The organism is Maribacter sp. (genome assembly GCA_020629415.1).
In the GTDB taxonomy this organism is placed as follows: Bacteria; Bacteroidota; Bacteroidia; order Flavobacteriales; family Flavobacteriaceae; genus Maribacter; species Maribacter huludaoensis.
Genome location: JAHDDL010000042.1, coordinates 12,030 through 29,434, shown reverse-complemented (window position 1 = coordinate 29,434; position 17,405 = coordinate 12,030). Strand labels below are relative to the sequence as shown.

General features: G+C 34.3%; 21 protein-coding genes. 10 read left to right on the top strand and 11 right to left on the bottom strand.

Features of this window, described 5'->3' with window-relative positions; genetic code table 11:
* Positions 1-82: 82 nt before the first annotated feature.
* A complete protein-coding gene (locus tag QZ657_RS14580; protein ID WP_291967824.1) occupies positions 83-1,894 on the bottom strand; it encodes a sodium:solute symporter family protein in 1,812 nt (603 codons plus the stop codon).
* Between the two features lie 75 nt (positions 1,895-1,969).
* Between QZ657_RS14580 and QZ657_RS14575 the strand changes: the two genes are divergently transcribed.
* From QZ657_RS14575 to QZ657_RS14560, 4 genes are all read left to right on the top strand, one after another.
* Positions 1,970-2,725: a sulfite exporter TauE/SafE family protein gene (locus QZ657_RS14575; protein WP_276470675.1), complete on the top strand. Its 756-nt coding sequence runs from the start codon at positions 1,970-1,972 to the stop codon at positions 2,723-2,725.
* A 62-nt stretch (positions 2,726-2,787) separates the two neighbouring features.
* A complete protein-coding gene (locus QZ657_RS14570; RefSeq protein WP_291967823.1) occupies positions 2,788-3,534 on the top strand; it encodes a hypothetical protein in 747 nt (248 codons plus the stop codon).
* Positions 3,535-3,659: 125 nt separating this feature from the next.
* Positions 3,660-4,247: an SUKH-4 family immunity protein gene (locus QZ657_RS14565; protein ID WP_291967822.1), complete on the top strand. Its 588-nt coding sequence runs from the start codon at positions 3,660-3,662 to the stop codon at positions 4,245-4,247.
* A 152-nt stretch (positions 4,248-4,399) separates the two neighbouring features.
* Entirely contained in the window at positions 4,400-5,923 is a 1,524-nt protein-coding gene (locus tag QZ657_RS14560) for a GH3 auxin-responsive promoter family protein (protein WP_291967821.1), read from the top strand.
* A gap of 3 nt (positions 5,924-5,926) precedes the next feature.
* Here the strand turns inward: QZ657_RS14560 and QZ657_RS14555 are convergent, their stop codons facing one another.
* A complete protein-coding gene (locus QZ657_RS14555; RefSeq protein ID WP_276470671.1) occupies positions 5,927-6,496 on the bottom strand; it encodes a hypothetical protein in 570 nt (189 codons plus the stop codon).
* A 59-nt stretch (positions 6,497-6,555) separates the two neighbouring features.
* Positions 6,556-7,983, bottom strand: a complete 1,428-nt coding sequence (gene cls, locus QZ657_RS14550) for a cardiolipin synthase (protein WP_291967820.1) — start codon at positions 7,981-7,983, stop codon at positions 6,556-6,558.
* 130 nt (positions 7,984-8,113) lie between these two features.
* Here cls and QZ657_RS14545 point away from each other — a divergent pair, with 130 nt between their 5' ends.
* Together QZ657_RS14545 and QZ657_RS14540 are read left to right on the top strand one after the other, a co-directional pair.
* Complete coding sequence (locus QZ657_RS14545) at positions 8,114-8,524, top strand: arsenate reductase family protein (protein ID WP_276470669.1); 411 nt, start codon at positions 8,114-8,116, stop codon at positions 8,522-8,524.
* 73 nt (positions 8,525-8,597) lie between these two features.
* Complete coding sequence (locus tag QZ657_RS14540; RefSeq protein WP_291967819.1) at positions 8,598-10,151, top strand: hypothetical protein; 1,554 nt, start codon at positions 8,598-8,600, stop codon at positions 10,149-10,151.
* Positions 10,152-10,222: 71 nt separating this feature from the next.
* Here the strand turns inward: QZ657_RS14540 and QZ657_RS14535 are convergent, their stop codons facing one another.
* Positions 10,223-10,405: a hypothetical protein gene (locus tag QZ657_RS14535; protein ID WP_276470667.1), complete on the bottom strand. Its 183-nt coding sequence runs from the start codon at positions 10,403-10,405 to the stop codon at positions 10,223-10,225.
* 258 nt (positions 10,406-10,663) lie between these two features.
* Between QZ657_RS14535 and QZ657_RS14530 the strand changes: the two genes are divergently transcribed.
* Positions 10,664-11,701 carry a helix-turn-helix domain-containing protein gene (locus QZ657_RS14530; protein ID WP_291967818.1) on the top strand — a complete coding sequence of 346 codons (1,038 nt, stop codon included), beginning with the start codon at positions 10,664-10,666 and terminating at the stop codon, positions 11,699-11,701.
* On the opposite strand, the gene QZ657_RS14525 is transcribed toward QZ657_RS14530, so the two are convergent.
* The 3 genes from QZ657_RS14525 to QZ657_RS14515 form a co-directional block, all read right to left on the bottom strand.
* Entirely contained in the window at positions 11,698-12,390 is a 693-nt protein-coding gene (locus QZ657_RS14525; protein WP_291967817.1) for an SOS response-associated peptidase family protein, read from the bottom strand. The two genes, QZ657_RS14530 and QZ657_RS14525, sit on opposite strands and share 4 nt — an antisense overlap.
* Before the next feature lie 183 nt (positions 12,391-12,573).
* Positions 12,574-13,023 carry a ferritin-like domain-containing protein gene (locus QZ657_RS14520; RefSeq protein WP_291961365.1) on the bottom strand — a complete coding sequence of 150 codons (450 nt, stop codon included), beginning with the start codon at positions 13,021-13,023 and terminating at the stop codon, positions 12,574-12,576.
* A 49-nt stretch (positions 13,024-13,072) separates the two neighbouring features.
* Complete coding sequence (locus QZ657_RS14515) at positions 13,073-13,315, bottom strand: hypothetical protein (RefSeq protein ID WP_291961364.1); 243 nt, start codon at positions 13,313-13,315, stop codon at positions 13,073-13,075.
* Between the two features lie 265 nt (positions 13,316-13,580).
* Between QZ657_RS14515 and QZ657_RS14510 the strand changes: the two genes are divergently transcribed.
* Positions 13,581-13,793, top strand: a complete 213-nt coding sequence (locus QZ657_RS14510; RefSeq protein ID WP_276470662.1) for a DUF2945 domain-containing protein — start codon at positions 13,581-13,583, stop codon at positions 13,791-13,793.
* Positions 13,794-13,804: 11 nt separating this feature from the next.
* On the opposite strand, the gene QZ657_RS14505 is transcribed toward QZ657_RS14510, so the two are convergent.
* On the bottom strand, positions 13,805-14,881 hold the full coding sequence (locus QZ657_RS14505) for a DNA topoisomerase IB (RefSeq protein WP_291967816.1): 1,077 nt from the start codon (positions 14,879-14,881) through the stop codon (positions 13,805-13,807).
* 252 nt (positions 14,882-15,133) lie between these two features.
* On the opposite strand from QZ657_RS14505, the gene QZ657_RS14500 reads away from it, so the two are divergent.
* Together QZ657_RS14500 and QZ657_RS14495 are read left to right on the top strand one after the other, a co-directional pair.
* Complete coding sequence (locus QZ657_RS14500) at positions 15,134-15,739, top strand: DUF2652 domain-containing protein (protein WP_276470660.1); 606 nt, start codon at positions 15,134-15,136, stop codon at positions 15,737-15,739.
* A 106-nt stretch (positions 15,740-15,845) separates the two neighbouring features.
* On the top strand, positions 15,846-16,310 hold the full coding sequence (locus QZ657_RS14495) for a Dps family protein (RefSeq protein ID WP_291962719.1): 465 nt from the start codon (positions 15,846-15,848) through the stop codon (positions 16,308-16,310).
* A gap of 86 nt (positions 16,311-16,396) precedes the next feature.
* On the opposite strand, the gene QZ657_RS14490 is transcribed toward QZ657_RS14495, so the two are convergent.
* From QZ657_RS14490 to QZ657_RS14480, 3 genes are read right to left on the bottom strand one after another with little or no spacing between them, the layout of a single operon-like run.
* Positions 16,397-16,591, bottom strand: a complete 195-nt coding sequence (locus tag QZ657_RS14490) for a hypothetical protein (protein ID WP_276470658.1) — start codon at positions 16,589-16,591, stop codon at positions 16,397-16,399.
* Between the two features lie 5 nt (positions 16,592-16,596).
* Complete coding sequence (locus tag QZ657_RS14485) at positions 16,597-16,944, bottom strand: hypothetical protein (RefSeq protein WP_291967815.1); 348 nt, start codon at positions 16,942-16,944, stop codon at positions 16,597-16,599.
* Positions 16,945-17,277 (bottom strand): YtxH domain-containing protein, encoded by a 333-nt coding sequence (locus QZ657_RS14480; RefSeq protein WP_276470656.1) that lies wholly within the window; start codon positions 17,275-17,277, stop codon positions 16,945-16,947. It lies immediately after the preceding gene.
* Positions 17,278-17,405: the final 128 nt, after the last annotated feature.

Sequence of the window (17,405 nt, the reverse complement as noted above, 5' to 3'; positions counted from 1 at the left end):
TGTATTTACCAAGACCATTAAAAGGATAGTGGCTCCCCTAAAGATATCGACCGATAAAATTCTATCCTTTTTCATCTTCGCATTATAAGATATTCCCTTTTAAGCGATTCCAAGCTTTTACCAACAATGCACCTGCAATTGCAGAAACTACGGTTAAAACAATAGCCTGTGTGGTTCTACCATAGATCCAATATCCTGTTGCAAACATTATAGAATAAATAAGAATTACCCCTAACAACATTGCCGTTACGCCGGCCGGAACACTCCACTTCTCTTTATCTTTTACAATTTCTACTGCATCTGTCTTTGCATCGGCAACCACTTTTGACCAACCCGGACCACCTGGCTGAATTTTTTTGTAGAAGCTTCTTAAAGTATCGTTAGATTCAGGCTGGGTCATAAATGTCGCCACTAACCAAATGACAGTCGTTACCACAACTATGAATATATATTCTGACCAATCTGGCAGCACCCCAGTTTCCGTCGCAAAAAGATAAGCACCTACGGGAGTCAATTTTAATATGATAGAGATAATACCCGATGCAAACATTGCAGTAATCTCGCTCCACGCATTAATTCTCCACCAGAACCATCTTAGAATAAATATCAATCCTGTTCCTGCACCGAATGCCAACAAAATATCGAATAACTGTAGTGCATTTTGCAGTAACAGCGCCAATGCAGCACTGAACAACATTAAAACAATAGTAGAAATTCTACCTACTGCAACCAATCTTTTTTCTGATGCATCAGGATTTATCTGTTGTTTGTAAAAATCAAAAACAATGTATGACGACCCCCAATTTAACTGCGTACTAATAGTACTCATATATGCCGCCACCAATGATGCCAATACAACCCCTAATAATCCGCTAGGTAGTTTGGTCAGCATAGCAGAATACGCTAAATCATGACCTAATTTATCTGCCGTTACATTTGGGAAAGCTTCTTGTATACTTGCCAAATCTGGATATACTACTATGGAAGCCAATGCCACTAAAATCCACGGCCAAGGTCTTAGAGCGTAGTGCATAATATTGAAAAAGAAGGTTGCCCCAATGGCGTGATTTTCATCCTTTGCCGCCAACATACGTTGGGCAATATAACCACCACCACCTGGCTCTGCACCTGGGTACCAAGAACTCCACCATTGCACGGCAAGGGGAATAATAAATAAGGTAATTAATGCCTTCTTGTTACTGAAATCTGGTAATATGTTCAATTTTGAAGCTACGTTCTCATTCGCCATTAACGCTTCTATACCACCAACTTCAGGTATATTCACTAAATAATATGCTGCACCTATTGCGCCTACCATGGCAACAAAGAATAGCAAAAAATCGGTATACACCACTCCTTTGAATCCGCCAAGCGCACTAAAAGTTACCGTTATAAGACCTGCACTGACTACCGTTTGCCAAGGTTCTAAGCCCAGCATAATACTACCAATTTTTATCGCTGCCAATGTTACGGCAGACATGGTTATCACATTGAAAATCACCCCTAAATAAACTGCCCTAAACTTTCTTAAAAAACTTGCCGGTTTACCGCCGTAGCGCATTTCATAAAACTCTAAATCTGTATTTACATTTGATTTACGCCATAATTTTGCATACACGAAAACGGTTAACATACCTGTAATCAAAAAACACCACCAGACCCAGTTGCCGGATACTCCGTTTGTTCGCACAATATCGGTCACCAAATTGGGGGTATCTGTTGAAAATGTAGTTGCCACCATTGAAAGACCTAATAACCACCATGGCATTGTACGGCCCGATAGAAAAAACTCCGACGAATTTTTACCAGATGTTTTTGAAACATAAAACCCTATGCCTAAGACAAGGGAAAAGAAAACTATAATAAAAGTATAGTCTAACGTACTGAGTTCCATAAGTTGGTTTTAGGTTGATTGTTAAAGATATATTATTTTAGGACATTTTTATATCTAATACGCTAAACGTACCACGTGCTTCTATCAATAACTACTGAAATTACCCCAACGGCCTGGATCTTGGCGTCTATTGCCACTTTTATTATAGGATTATCTAAAGCGGGCATTAAAGGAATTGCCGTTTTAAACGTTACAATCATGGCTTTGGCTTTTGGCGCAAGACAGTCTACAGGCATGGTAGTACCGCTTCTTGTGCTTGCGGATATTTTTGCGGTAATCTATTATAACCGATACACACAATGGAAATATGTTTTTAAAGTACTACCGTGGATGCTTTTAGGTTTGCTCATTGGTGTTTTTATTGGAAATGAACTGCCAGAAAAATTTTTTAAAATAGCCATGGCAACCATAATTATCATTACCGTGGGCATGATGTTTTATTGGGACCGAAAAAAAGATAAGAATGTACCCTCACATTGGACATTTGCCGGTGCTATTGGTACCATAGCCGGTATAACCACTATGGTGGGCAATTTGGCCGGAGCTTTTTCTAACATTTACTTTCTAGCAATGCGCTTACCAAAAAACCAATTTATTGGTACTGCCGCTTGGTTGTTTTTAATCGTGAATATCATTAAACTTCCCTTTCATTTTTTTGTTTGGAAAACCATATCCATTGAAACTTTACAACTGAATTTGATGCTCTTACCGGGTATTCTTTTAGGGTTTTTCGCAGGTGTAAAATTCATCAAATATATTAAGGAAGCATTCTTTAGAAAGATGATTTTGGTTTTGACCGCTGTGGGCGCTGTGCTTATTATGCTTAGTTAGTGTTTTTAAGTTTGAGTTATTTTGGTGTAAAAATCAATTTTAAAGACCTTTTTCGATACTAGATGAAAAATTATATTTTAATACTTTCAATTTTTTCTGTCTTAAATATATTCGGTCAAGATTCGATGACTACAAGTTTAGTTGAAAGTGTTATTGATCATAATTTCCCGAAAGACTTTGAGCAATATTTATTATTTAAAGAAGGTTTAGAAGAACCTATTATAAACGATTCGCTTCAAAAATATCAAATAAGAGAATTAAAATTACTTGATAATAATTTTCCTTTAGACTTGATATATAAATCAAATGAGAAAACTATAGACTGGACAAACTACTCTTTAAAAAATGTAAAATATCTGTCTAGTAATAAGTATAAAAGATTTTCTCCACCTCTAGCAAAGAGTATCATTTTTGTAAAGTATAATATTAGTCACGAGAAATACGATAGTATTTTAAGAAATAAAAAGCGCCATTCTATAGTAGTAAAGAAAAAACTTCTTTGGAATAAAAATAAGATTTGGGAAAATAAAAAACTTAACGAAGAACTGGTTAAAGCTTGGGAAATTGACGAGGAAATTAATGAAGAAGATAATATATATTTTCAAATTTCTAAGCCAATATTTTCGAAAGACTATAAATATGCTAAAACTTTTGTTTTTGAAAACCACCGTTGTAAAGGTGAAGGTTACACCCTACTATATAGATACCACAATGAAAGTTGGAAAATGCTATTGAGATACAATTTTGTGTCATCTAAGATTTGGACATCGCATGCAAAATGTGGCAAAATTCAAATAGTAGGCAAATAATATATTACTAAAGATACAAGTCCAATTAATAGGATTATTTTGGTGTTGATTTCTGTGGGAGCTGTGCTTATTATGCTTAGTTAAGGATTGAGTTTTTAGATTAATTATTCTCTACACGTTTACAAATGAAACCAGAAGAATTTAAAAAATTATGGACTTCAAATGAAGAAAAACTTAACCCCATTAATATAAATAGGTTAAATGGACTTGGATTACGTGATGCCTCTATCCAATTTCTAAACACAGTTGGACTTCCAGAAAGTGCTGCTCCATTTCTTAGTTTTGTGACGGATTCAGATGATTTGCACAAGGGAATCCATAAACTGACAAAAATTTATGAGTTTTTAGAGCCTGAATTTGATAAGTACATAGTTATTGGAAGTTGTAGTGACGGGGATCCCATCGTTGTAAATACTGAATTAGATGATCGAATAGAATTTCTTGATCATGAAGATTATTTCTCCTCCAAACCTTTCAACACAAATTTTAGCTCAATGACTGACTCCTTAATTGCTTACAAGAATTTTATTGAAAGAGTTCAAAAAGAAAACGGAGAAGACGCATTTATGAATTCTAATTTTTCTGACGAACAGTTTGAAACCCTAAAAAATGAAATATTATTAGCTGATTCTAAAATTCAAAAACAAAACGGATTTTGGTTTGAACAATTACAAATGGAATTGGAATTAAGAAAAGATTTTCAAAATGAATAGGGTTTCCAGAAATTCATATAAGATGATATCTTAAGTTTTAATATTGTCTCTGAACACTTCAACCCAATAAAGTCCACATAATTCATATTAGGGTTAATCTTTACCTCACATATACAGTATTTTAGCGGTACTAACCAAAACTACTGCATCACATGAATATCATAGGAAACTTTATTAAAGGAATTATTAACGTTACCGATAAAATTACTGGTGACGACAACCCCATTGAAGATCAAAAGGCTGTTCTGAAAAACCTATTGGAAACTGCAAAAGACACTGCTTTTGGTAAAACCTATGCATTTGAAGATATTCTAGAAGGTGACAATCCTCAGCAAGCGTTTCGTGATGCTGTTCCATATTTTGACTATAATCAGATCAACGATGCATGGTGGCATAAATTACACGAAGACCAAACCGATGTAACCTGGCCCGGTAGCCCCGATTATTTTGCATTGAGTTCTGGGACTACAGGTAAAACAAGTAAACGTATTCCTGTTACCGATGCCATGATAAATGCAATTAGACAAGCAGGTATTAAGCAGGTATTGGCAATCTCTAATTTTGACCTTCCGGCAGATTTCTTTGAAACTGGAATTTTAATGTTGGGCAGCTCAACGGATTTAGTTGAAAACGATGACCATTTAGAAGGTGAGATAAGCGGTATAAGCGCAAGTAATATTCCGTCTTGGTTTAGTGGATATTACAAACCTGGAAAGGAAATTGCAAAAATTGATGACTGGGACGAACGTGTTGCAAAAATTGCCGAGAAAGCTGCCGATTGGGATATTGGTGCGCTAAGCGGAATTCCTTCTTGGATAGAATTAATGCTGAAAGAGGTCATCAAAAAACATAATCTGAACAATATTCATGAAATATGGCCCAACTTGCAGGTCTACACTTCTGGTGGCGTAGCTTTTGGACCTTACGAAAAGAGCTTTAACGCCTTAATGGACAAGCCTGTTACGGTAATTGACACCTATTTGGCTTCTGAAGGGTTTATCGCTTTTCAAGCTAGGCCAGAGACAGATGCCATGAAATTAGTTACTGATAACGGAATCTATTTTGAGTTTGTTCCTTTTAGTCCTGATTATATTTTAGAAGACGGTTCTCTTGCTCAAGATGCACCTTCACTTACACTTTCAGAGGTTGAAACGGGTCAAAACTATGTACTCATTATAAGTACCGTTAGTGGGGCTTGGCGCTACCTTATTGGAGATACGATCGAGTTTACCGATGTGGAACGTGCGGAAATAAAAATAACCGGGCGTACCAAGTTCTTTTTGAACACGGTAGGCTCTCAATTATCTGTCAACAAATTGGATGATGCACTACAGAACCTCATGGAAACTTTTGATATAGAGGTACCCGAATATACTCTCTGTGCAAAGAAATATGAAGATGGATTTTATCATACATGGTATTTAGGAACCAATGCAACCCAAGACCCAGCAGAATTAGCTAAAAAGTTAGATGAATCTTTAAAAGCTGCCAATAAGAACTATAAAGTTGCAAGGTCAAAGGCGTTAAAAGGTGTGAAGGTATTTTCAATAGATCCCAATATTTTTTACGACTGGAACGATAGTAACAAAAAGAAAGGTGGTCAAGTAAAAATGGAACGTGTTATGAAAGAAGAGAAGTTTGCCGAGTGGGAAGCTTTTGTAAACAAGCACGACTAGCACTTATTTTCCTTTGCTCAACGCATCTCTTTCCTCAACCAACACCATAATTTCTTCTGGGGATAAGTATAAATTTTTAATACGTTGAACATAAGCCGGTGTTAGACCAGCTTCTTTTAAAATAAACTCTTTTGTAGCAAGAATATAGGTTTCCATACCGTGGTTGACTGCAAAAGAGTCTGCACGGCGCTCTGCCTCCCGTATATAGCTCTCTGAGGTGATATACTTAAAACCAAAACCGATCAAATTCATACCACTTCGTTGTTGATAATCCATTACATGTCCAAGTTCATGACCCAACCAGCCGATCATAATTTCTGAAGGCATGTCTTTGGTATAATAAACAGAATCTGCAATCTTTATTCTTTCACTGATCAATATTTTATAAGACCTGTTTTTCTTAGACCTAAAAACACTCCAAAATGAGGGTTGAGCCTGCATGGTAGACTTTTTAATGTTCTTTTTAAACTTAAATTCTATAGCAACATTTGAAAGCTCTGGATAATGAGAAAGTGCAATTTTTGCTTCGTTGATAATTTCTTCTGGAATTGTATGTTTTGCAGATGCAACCATTGGGAAACTGAATATTAATAAGATTAGAAAGTTTAATTTTTTACTAAATAAGAAAGTGTTCATAAAAGTGGACTAAAGAATTTGGCAAGACCTTCTAAAAACTTACTGAACGGCGACCTTTTTTTAAATTTTTCTAAATCTACTTTTACGTCATCGGTACAGTGTCTTGTAAACAATCTTTCTATATGCGATGCCTTCTCTTTGTCATATAAAATAGCATTCGTTTCAAAATTATGCTCAAAGCTTCGATAGTCAAAATTACCAGAACCTACGGACACTATTTCACCGTCAATGATTATTACCTTACTATGCGAAAAATCTGGTCTTAGGTATATGTTGGCACCCACTTCTAACAAAGCTTCAAAAGTTGAAAACATACTGTATTGTGCCAATAATGAATCTGAAATTTTTGGGGTTAACAAAGTAACTTCCACTCCGCTTAACGCAGCAATTCTTATTGCCTCTAAAACCGGTTCTCCCGGAATAAAATAAGGGTTGGCTATACAGATGCTCTTTGTAGCAATATTGATCATTGCCAAGTATTGTTGCATAATTGCAGAATACCTAGAATCTGGTCCGCTTGATATTATTTGCGCTACCGTACTACCCATAGGTTCTACTTTTGGAAAATACTTGTCTTGAAGCAACAATTCTTCCTCGCCCGCAAAATGATAATCCTTTACAAAAACACGTTGTAAGCTGTTTACGGCAGGCCCTTCGATCTTAAGATGCAGGTCTTGCCACACCCCAAGTTCAGATACTGGTCTTATGTATTTATCAGACACATTAAAGCCGCCGGTGAAACCAACCTTACCGTCGATAATGATAATCTTTCTATGATTTCTATAATTTAAGGTAAACAACAGATTCCCGAACCGAATTGGCATGGTAGAAAAAGCCTTTACCCCTAAATCCTTAAACCTTTTTACTCTTTTGCCACGCATAGAATTGCTTCCAAAAGAATCATATAACATTCTAATTTCAACACCTTCTTTTATTTTCTTCGCAAATAGGTCATGAAACTTGTCCAGAAGCATACCTTCCTCTAAAATATAATATTGAAGGTGTATAAATTCCTTTGCTTCTTCTATCGCTTTAAAAATGGCTCCAAAAGCTTCTTCACCATCATTGAGCAAGGTTATTTTATTACCATTATAAGGTGCAAAATAGCTGTTTTTACGAATAAGGATGGCCAGCTTATCATGTTTATAATCATCAAATTCATGTACACTTTGTTCACCGCCCTCCAGCTCTTTGTGGGTTTCTGAATATAATTTTCGCTTCTCGGTCTGTTTTAGTTTAAATAACTTGAATTTTCTTCTGTTGATGCCAAACAAGTAATATAACAGTGGTCCTAAAAAAGGAAAAACAATAACGGATAAAGACCAACTAATCATTTTAGTTGCCTTAGATCCATTAAAAATTATATTGACAATACTCCATAGAGTTACTGCTATATAAGCAAGCCAAAAAATAGTATTTACCACCTTCTTAATAGTTTAACATCAATATAAGATAAATAAATACGCTTTGGTGTTCAAAAATCCAATCAAGATACTTTTAGTAGTAAAAGAGTTAATTACTGGCGTTAGATGTAAGTACATTTAAAAAAAAGTAATGGGAGTAATAGCTATGGATAAAAAACAGATTACATTATACTACAGTTCAGAAAACTCAATAGGCAAACAATTAAATGCCTATGTACAGTCATCTGAAAAAGAACATTTAACGATAGACATTTCTAAAACCAATGTCACCGGCACCCAATGGGCAGAATTGGCAGACGGCCTGAACAAGAATATCTCTGATCTTGTGAACACCGATCACCCAGACTTTAAAGATGTTTACGGTGAAGACACCGTTGATCTTGACGATGATGGTTGGTTAAAAATATTGGATAAAAACCCTAGTTTTTTAAAGAATGCCATTGTCATAAAAGGTAAAGATTTTGTTGAGCTAACCAGTGCATCGGATTTTAAACAATATATGGATCCAGACAGTGCCGGCATTAAAAAGCCGTATAAATAACCTAACCGTATTACAAGGTTCACTTCTGTACATAGGGTGTCTTTAACCTTCATTACTTTTTAACTACTACCTTATGTCTAAATTTCTAAAATGGCTTGTTCTCTTACTTATTTTTTTCGTTGGCGGCTACATGCTTGCCGAATGGAAAATGAAAAAAGAAGTGGTAAGCTTTTTAGAGAAAAAGGTACCGGACCATATAGATTTTTCATATAATGCCTTGACCATTAATCTTATAAAAGGCAATATTACGTTTAAGGATATTACGGTTGTTAGCTTAGGTAAACAGACTTCTTCATGTGAAATAAAGATAGATGCAGATGTGCTGACTATAAAGGGTTTTGACTATTGGAAAATTCTATTTCAGAAATCTATATTTATCAAAAATCTTACGCTAGCCAAACCACATCTAAATTTTAAAACCTGCCCTACCGATACCGATAATGTTGTTGCGAACAAAAGCAACCCCATAAACCTCTTAAAAGAAATATTAGTTGAAGAAATTATATTTGATTCTGGCCGTATAGAAATTTGGGACGCCACGGAAGAGGTGCAATTAATTGCTGTTGATGAAATAAATCTTTCCCTAAAACAAGTAGCTACAGATCCAGATGTCATTAAAAGATATGTTCCCTTTAATTTTGACACCTATAACATTGAAATCCTAAATTTAATAGCTCCTTTAGGTGATTATGAAAGATTGAAAATGAAATCAATGGTAGTCAATAATTCAATTATTGATATTAATGACATTGCTCTTGCAACCATATACTCTAAGTTTGAACTGAGCAAAAAAATCAAGTACGAGAGAGATCATGTAAACTTATCTATTCCATCAATTAAGGTTGTAGACCATAATTATATGATCAGTAATGATTCTCTTCAAGTAAACTTTAAAGAACTCTTACTTTCACAGCCAAAACTAGAAATTTATAGGGATAAATCTAGACTGGATAATATTGAAAACAAGCCACTTTATGGCAAAGTATTACAAAAACTGCCCTTTAAAGTCGCTATTGACTCCGTTTTCATAAAAAACGGGATTATTGTGTATGAAGAAAATATACCAAATAATGTACCTGCCGGTGCTTTAAGTTTTGAAGATTTAGATATAGCCATTACCAATCTTTCTAATATTGAAAATGAAAACCCATTAAAAATAAAACTGAACGCCGATCTTATGGGCGAAGGTAAGTTTCATCTTAATTGGCAATTTGATGTGTTCGACCCAAGAAGCTCTTTTCTAATTTCTGGTGGACTATCAAATTTCAATGCCGCCAGCTTAAATGATTTTCTTATACCCAACCTTAGAACCCAAACTACGGGCACCATTGATCAATTGTACTTTACCATTTCTGGAGACGAATATTCTTCTACCGGTGATATAAAGATGCGTTACGAAGATTTTAAATTTCAATTGCTGAACAAAGAAAGAAACGGAGTTAAAAAGGTTCTTTCATTTATTGGTAACCTTTTTATAAACGATGGATCAAACGCAGATGAAGATGGGTATAGATATGGTGCCATAACTGCAGAAAGAGTAAGACATAAATCATTTTTCAATTATTTATGGATCAATCTACAAGATGGGTTGTTAAGTGTATTAACGGGAAACGGCGAAAAAGATTGAAAAAGAGTTTAAAATCAAATAAGCCAGGTAGTTGAACTACCTGGCTTATATTTTCATAGCAATATTATAATTTAGTTGTCATCAGTAGCATCTTCTACGGCATCTTCAACTTCATCGGCTCCGTCTTCAATTTCATCTCCAACATCGTCCATTCCTTCTTCAATTTTCTCTCCTGTAGTTTTTTCTTCTCTACAGCTTGTAGCAATGCTCAGTGTTGCCAATGCAAAAACAAACATCAATAATGACTTTTTCATAATATGTGATTTTAATAATTAGGTTAATATTCTTTAACAGCAAGGTTTATCATGGTATTTATTAATTATATGACAACCAATACCTTACTCTGCAAATATGGTACTATTACTAGGTATTACTTAGTTGTAAAAGAATAAAAATTAACTCATCTACCAGATACGCATTTGTGTCAATTAACATTTCAAAAATGCTAATGAACTCCTCTATTTTCCTGTTCATTTGTAATGCACAATTACCAATGTGCTTAAAATAAAACAATGAAGGAGTTAATCATAAATACTTTAAGGTCCGATGAAATTTTATCCCAAATACAAACTTGTATACAAGGAGAATTACTAGAGGTCCATGGAGAACGTGTATTAACCTTTAACAATAAAATAGGCAAAGGTTCCTTGAGAACTATAGCATTTGATCGGGGAGTTTCTCTATTTGATTGTAACATAATGCTTGCAGAGGAAGCTAAATTAATTTTTATATCCAAAGATTTATCGCCAATAGAATTTATATTCATTAGCGAAGGCTATTTCATATATAGCGCAAATAATATGGAAGATGACACCAGGATAGAACAATTTCAAAATACTATAATAGCGCACAAGCGAAATGGGAAAAAAACCTTCCTGTTTCCGAAGGATAAAAGCTTAAAAATCAGCTTTATCAGAATAGATAGAAAAGCGTATTTACTTAAAAAAAATAATAACATTTCTCGCTTAAACCAGTTTTTAATTTCATTGTTTACCGATAGTGAAGGTGAAACTACTTTTAAACATGTTGGCAATTATAGCTTAAGAATTGCAGATGAAATAAAATTACTTAACAATGTTGATACGACTAACGGAATGTTAAGGTCTCTTTCTTTAGAAGGTAGACTTTATCTAATTCTAGCTATGCAATTGTTGGAACATAAAAATTTTGAAGAAAATATGAATATACCCGAGGTAATTTCTAAAGAAGATATTCTTAAAATCCACAAGCTCACTACTTATATATTAGAGCATATTTCAGATAACATACCCATCTCTACCTTAAGTTCAGCGTCTGGCCTAAGTCCTAAAAAATTACAACTGGGCTTTAAAATTCTATATTCTAAAACAGTAAACGAGTACGTTAGACAATTGAAGTTAGAAATATCAAAAGACTATCTTAAAAACTCTGACATGTCGGTTTCTGAAATTGTATATGCCATTGGTATAAAAAGTAGAAGTTACTTTTCTAAGATATTCTTTGAGGCCTATGGCATTCTACCAACGGAATATAGAAAACATTTAAAAAACAAGAATTCTTCGTTACCTTAGTTTTCCGGGTATTCATATGGCATGAGCATGCTATCATAAGAAATATCATTATTGAACAAGTTCCTGGCTATGGGACGTATCTTTAAGTCTGTCTGGTGTGGAGGTTGCATTATTTCTTTTGTCCTTTCAACACTGGTATCGCCAGAAAACCAATCACATTTATCATTTCGGTCTATAATAACCGGCATATAATCTACCAGATTTTGATAATTTACCACTTCTCTTTCCAGTGGTCCGGTCAATATAGAGCACGTAATAAAACCATCATCCAAAATGGTATAAATACCGGCTAAGTACAGAATTCCACCTTCTTTGCCACTAATATGATACGGATAGATTTCTCCGTTTTTTAATACCGATGTAAAAAAACCGGTTACCGGAATTATACATCTACTTTTCATAAAGGATTCATGGTACCAAATATCGGCGTCCAATTTATGCGCGGAAATGGTCAGGGTATTGGTCAGCTTTTGAAAAAGCTCCCAATCTTCATTAAAGTTACCGGGCAACAAACCCCATATGGCCAAATTAACGATATTGGGCTCGTTCATGGTTACAATAGGTATAGAAACCTCTGTTAAGCCACTAATTACTACTTGCGGTGTGTATAGATCCGGGTATTTAAACAATGCATTTACATCTTGCTCTATCTCCTTCAATTTTGCTGTATTAGATATTTTAAAATACATATAAATCTTGTGCTTTTTATTTTAAAGTTCGGCAAATAGCTATAGCTCTCTTATTGCAGAAACAAAAAAATATAACGCATTAAAAAAGAGCTCTTTATTCTAGATAAAAGGTATGTGCTTTTAAAAAAAAGCATAAAAAAAGAGGCTAATTAAAGCCTCTTCACCAATTCACCAAAAATGAATTTATCTAATATCTTCTAACATCTTAATATTTGAAAGTCCGTTCTTAATAGCCTCTTTTTGACTTCTTAAAACGGTTGCGGTGGTAGATGGTAACGAAGTATCTTCCAATACGTCATCATACTCTTCTATAGCAGCTTTCTCACCTCTAATTGCTTCCTCTAACATTGCTTCTGCACTATCTAATGAAAATAATGCTTTTACATCCATCCAAGCTCTATGGGCTTTACCGGTTATGCTATCACCTTTATCTATCTCTTGGCCAAATGTCTTAATTTCGGATTTTAACTCGTGTCCAAAATCATAACGCTGCTTTGCCTTTGTTTCAAAGAAAGCTTTTAACTGTGTATGCTCAGTATTTTCTGCCGCCTTCTTAAATCCTTTTTCGGCATCATACGTTTTCTCTAAAAGTTCGTTCAATTTGTTTCCTACTTCTTCTGTATATGTACTCATGTTTTATAATTTTAATGATGTGATTTTTATTTAAAGATGTCAATCACAATTACATCTTATAAAATTTATTCCTGTTCTTAAAATCTTGTAATTTTTTCTTTAGTTCACTAACATCTTTTGCGTTAGATCGGTTTGAATACATGACAACATGCTCCATATCAATTTCAAATATTGAATCTTCTTCGTCTTCAACTAAATCGTTCAATGTACTTTCTACTAAGTAATCCTGTACTATAAAGCCTACATAGCCTAGAGCGATCATTATTAAAATACCTGTAATCAATTCTAACATCTGTATTGTTTTGTTGTCAAATATATAGTTGATTTACGGTACTTTTTATCTTGAAAAGAAGTAGCATTAACTCCTTTGAATTGGGTTAATAATCAAGTGAATAGCATTAAAAATATAGTGGTCATCTTACACAATAAATCGTAAAATTTTGGAACTTTGGGTAACAATTCAGTTCTCACGTTTGTGCTTGTCGTTTAGATATTTCCATCACTTGTTCTCCAAACACTAGAAGTGATGGAAAGCACAAACAAAAATTAAATAAATTATGATTAGAAAAGGTACAACCGTAAAATGGTCTTGGGGCAATGGAACTGCCGAAGGTAAAGTTGAAGAAACATACACTTCAAAAACGACAAAAACGATCAAGGGTAATGAAGTAACCAGAAATGGTAGCGATGACGATAAGGCACTATACATTAAACAAGATGATGGTGATTATGTTTTAAAAAGTGAAAGTGAAGTAGAACGGGCAGATTAAATCTAAAACCTCTATTTCTTTTGGGACAAACTTTGTAGCGGATTAAAATCTGCTATTAAATTGATCAATACCTTCTCTGCAGCGGTTTGGTATTCGGTAGCCTTCGTAGTTTCTACTTTTCTAAAAGCTTTCTGTAACTCGTTTCTTTCATATTTACTTACTATGTATGGGTGTACGTAATATTTCTTGCATACATTTCTAGTATTGCCCAGCGCTTTGGCCGTATCATCAAAAGCTTTTATAATATTCTTTTTAATTACACCTTCATCAGTGGTAGCTTCATTTTCTAAAAGTGATTCAAAAAAAATAAGTGTGCCTGACCATGTTCTAAAATCTTTTGCAGTAAAAAGGTCTCCGCTTATTTCTTGTAAATATTCATTGACCATACCGCTATCAACGCCAGTTTTGGTACCGTCTTCATCAAAAAATTGAAAAAGATCCCACCCTGGTATTTCTTCGCATTGCAAAACAAGTTTTCTAAGTCTTTTATTGTTCAAGGTAATGTTATGCTTTTTACCTTTTTTGCCGGTAAATTCAAACTTTAGTTTGTTCTTACTGGTCTTTAGGTGACGGGTTCTTAAGGTAGATAGCCCATACGTTTTATTTCTTTTTGCATATTGTCTATTACCGATACGGATATGGGTTTCTTCCATTAGTCTAACAATTAATGCCAAAACTTTTTCTTTTGGCCACCCGTCCAATTCTAAATGTGCATCTACTTTTTTACGAATATCAGGTAGCGCTTCCCCAAAGTGGTGCATTCTCAAAAACTTAGTTCGGTTTCTTACCCTTAACCACAACTCGTGATAGCGGTATTGTAGTCTATGTTTTAGATCATAACCTACCGCTTGCAAATGTGCATTGGCAATAGGCGCAATTTTTACTTCTTGCCACGCAGGCGGGATTACCAACTTTTTGATCCTGTCCAATTCAGATTTTTTACTGAGCGGCTTATCCTTTAGTACATACAAAAATTTATCTTTTTCCTTGATTCGCAGAATAGATAACGCCTCTCTATTTACATATTTTAAGTGCATGTGCTCAGCAACATCATGTGGTTCGCTCGCCAGTAGTTCTGAATAGTTCATCTATTATGTTTTTTTAAGTAGGCATTTACGCGGACCAAACACTTTTGTTTATCCTTTTCTATGCAAATTGAAACAAAAATAAGGAATCAAGTGGCTGATTTGGTGTTCTATTCAACCCTTTTGTAACCTAAAAACCTATTTATTTAGCATGTAATTTAAATAGTACAAGACCGATTGCGATATAATTTTTACGAAACGGATTCTTTTAACTATGAGAAGTTATATACCTTACCACCATAAAATACAATGCTTATGAAAGGAGAACCTATGTTAATATGTATACCAGACATAAGCGGATTTACCGAGTTTATGAGCGAAACAGATTTTGAACTGAGTTCAAAAATCATTCCTGCCCTTCTAAACCAAATTATCTATACCAATAAAATAGGACTTAAAGTTTCTGAAATAGAAGGAGATGCCGTTCTCTTTTTTAAAACCGGAGAAATGCCAAGCTTGGAAAATCTTATAGACCAATGTAGAATTTTTTATACGGAATTTTATAAAGAGCTGGATGCCCTTAGAAAAAAGTACAGAAAAAATGAGGATGCCGCTTCTATACCAGATATTCTTGGCCTAAAAATTATTCTACATTATGGTAAAGAAATTGCTCTTACAAAAGTTGGCAATAGTATTAAGCTTTTTGGCGAAGACCTTATCATTGCCCATAAACTATTGAAAAATAAAATACAGTTAAGCGAGTATCTTTTACTGACAGAAGGTTTAACCAATTACTATAAAGAGAACAACCTGAACGATCAATTCGATTGGGGTTCTCTAAAACAAAACGCTACAGAGTATGATCATGTTGGTAAAATAAACTACTCTTACATAAACCTTAAGCCCTTGGTAAGCGAATAATAAAGCTTCTCTTAAATAACAGTTAAAACGTTCATTATAAAGATTTCTGAGTCAACGTTAATGCTGGTTATTTTATACTTTTGAAGTAAATAATTAAACAAATTTTATGAGCTATTTAGATATAAAATCAAAAGATATAAAGCCAATAGTAGATGAACTGAACATTCTGTTGGCAGACTACAATTTATACTATCAAAACTTGAGGGGATACCACTGGAACGTATCTGGAAAAAACTTCTTTGACCTTCATATTAAGTTTGAAGAGCTATATACCGATGCAAGAATAAAAATCGATGAAATTGCAGAACGTATCCTTACATTAAGACACAACCCAACAAGCGAGTTTTCAAAATATTTTGAAATGTCTTCCATTAAAGAAACCTCTTCTTTAATTGCCGATACTGAAATGGTCAAAAACATTTTAGATCAGCACGAAACATTGTTAAAGCAAATGAACAAGGTTATAAAGAAAGCCGAAGCAGGTGGCGATGAAGGCACCATAGATATGATCGGTGGCTATATTGGAGAAATAGAAAAAGTGAGTTGGATGTTGGATGCTTGGACCAAATAATAACCTAATATTGAAACCTAACCAAATAAGAAGCACCTTTTTAAGGTGCTTTTTTATGACTAATAGTTCTTAAGCTAAATTAAGTATTACTTAACTACTTTACGCATTAAATAAAGCATACCAAACTTTTTGGCTGCCGAAAAAGCAGTAGACACCCAATTATACGGACTCAAATCTTCTTGTACATCTTGCTTAAGCCCCTTAAGTTCTTCCAATGCAATTTCACGCTCTAATTTTAAGCGTTTTAAATTGAATTCTACCTCCTCAAAATTTTTGTACATATCTATTAATTAAAAAATTTATCCGATAACTTTCTTACCAGTATGCTGTCTATCTTACTTCTAAAAACGTACGTTAAGACCAACAACATTATAAATAAAGCCCCTGCTATTAGACAGGCACCTACCATACTTTCAATGACATTTGCCAGAAAAACAACACCTGCCACGGTTACGAACATTAGTGCCAAAAAAGCAAGACCACCCATAACTGCCATTTTAAGCAGCATACCAGTGGTCATTGTTAATTGTTGAAACACTTTCAGCCTATAATATTCCTGGGTTTTTTTATAGTAAACCTCTCCTACATCAATTGCCTTGTTAGACGTTTCGTTAAGTGAATCAATAACTCCCATTTATACTGTTTTCTGCAGTTTCTTATTTTTTGATTTTAACTCTGCCAATTTTTTCTCTAAAGTTGAGATTACATCTTCGGTCTTATAACTTAAATCTGATACCAAAGACTCTACCCTTGTATCTAACGTATGTTTTTCATCGGTCATTTTAGAGGCTACTCTATTTTTTAAATCAACTGCGCTATCCGCAAAGTTGTCTCTTGTAGCAGCTGCTTGATCTGCGATCAATCTTCTAGTATTCTCCCCTTTGTCAGGTGCATATAGAATTCCTAAGGCCGCACCAATGGCAGAACCTGCAATAATTGCCAACAATGTATTTCCACTATTATTCATGTTATAATTTTTAAGGTTAAACGTTTCTTTTGCTAAATGACAACAAGTGTTTTATTGTCTGTTACAAAGGTGATGGTAATTCATATAATTACTTAACTCTAAACCTTTTAATATTGACTATAACAATC

Excerpts from the sequence above, each read along its gene's own strand:
- QZ657_RS14565 (WP_291967822.1), top strand. The coding sequence starts at position 3,660 with ATGAAACCAGAAGAATTTAAAAAATTATGGACTTCAAATGAAGAAAAA.
- QZ657_RS14485 (WP_291967815.1), bottom strand. The coding sequence starts at position 16,944 with ATGGGAGTTATTGATTCACTTAACGAAACGTCTAACAAGGCAATTGAT.
- QZ657_RS14510 (WP_276470662.1), top strand. The coding sequence starts at position 13,581 with ATGATTAGAAAAGGTACAACCGTAAAATGGTCTTGGGGCAATGGAACT.
- QZ657_RS14505 (WP_291967816.1), bottom strand. The coding sequence starts at position 14,881 with ATGAACTATTCAGAACTACTGGCGAGCGAACCACATGATGTTGCTGAG.
- QZ657_RS14580 (WP_291967824.1), bottom strand. The coding sequence starts at position 1,894 with ATGGAACTCAGTACGTTAGACTATACTTTTATTATAGTTTTCTTTTCC.
- QZ657_RS14490 (WP_276470658.1), bottom strand. The coding sequence starts at position 16,591 with ATGTACAAAAATTTTGAGGAGGTAGAATTCAATTTAAAACGCTTAAAA.
- QZ657_RS14535 (WP_276470667.1), bottom strand. The coding sequence starts at position 10,405 with ATGAAAAAGTCATTATTGATGTTTGTTTTTGCATTGGCAACACTGAGC.
- QZ657_RS14495 (WP_291962719.1), top strand. The coding sequence starts at position 15,846 with ATGAGCTATTTAGATATAAAATCAAAAGATATAAAGCCAATAGTAGAT.
- QZ657_RS14555 (WP_276470671.1), bottom strand. The coding sequence starts at position 6,496 with ATGGTTGCATCTGCAAAACATACAATTCCAGAAGAAATTATCAACGAA.
- QZ657_RS14480 (WP_276470656.1), bottom strand. The coding sequence starts at position 17,277 with ATGAATAATAGTGGAAATACATTGTTGGCAATTATTGCAGGTTCTGCC.
- QZ657_RS14560 (WP_291967821.1), top strand. The coding sequence starts at position 4,400 with ATGAATATCATAGGAAACTTTATTAAAGGAATTATTAACGTTACCGAT.
- QZ657_RS14525 (WP_291967817.1), bottom strand. The coding sequence starts at position 12,390 with ATGTATTTTAAAATATCTAATACAGCAAAATTGAAGGAGATAGAGCAA.
- QZ657_RS14500 (WP_276470660.1), top strand. The coding sequence starts at position 15,134 with ATGAAAGGAGAACCTATGTTAATATGTATACCAGACATAAGCGGATTT.
- QZ657_RS14545 (WP_276470669.1), top strand. The coding sequence starts at position 8,114 with ATGGGAGTAATAGCTATGGATAAAAAACAGATTACATTATACTACAGT.
- QZ657_RS14570 (WP_291967823.1), top strand. The coding sequence starts at position 2,788 with ATGAAAAATTATATTTTAATACTTTCAATTTTTTCTGTCTTAAATATA.
- QZ657_RS14530 (WP_291967818.1), top strand. The coding sequence starts at position 10,664 with ATGAAGGAGTTAATCATAAATACTTTAAGGTCCGATGAAATTTTATCC.
- QZ657_RS14520 (WP_291961365.1), bottom strand. The coding sequence starts at position 13,023 with ATGAGTACATATACAGAAGAAGTAGGAAACAAATTGAACGAACTTTTA.
- QZ657_RS14515 (WP_291961364.1), bottom strand. The coding sequence starts at position 13,315 with ATGTTAGAATTGATTACAGGTATTTTAATAATGATCGCTCTAGGCTAT.
- QZ657_RS14540 (WP_291967819.1), top strand. The coding sequence starts at position 8,598 with ATGTCTAAATTTCTAAAATGGCTTGTTCTCTTACTTATTTTTTTCGTT.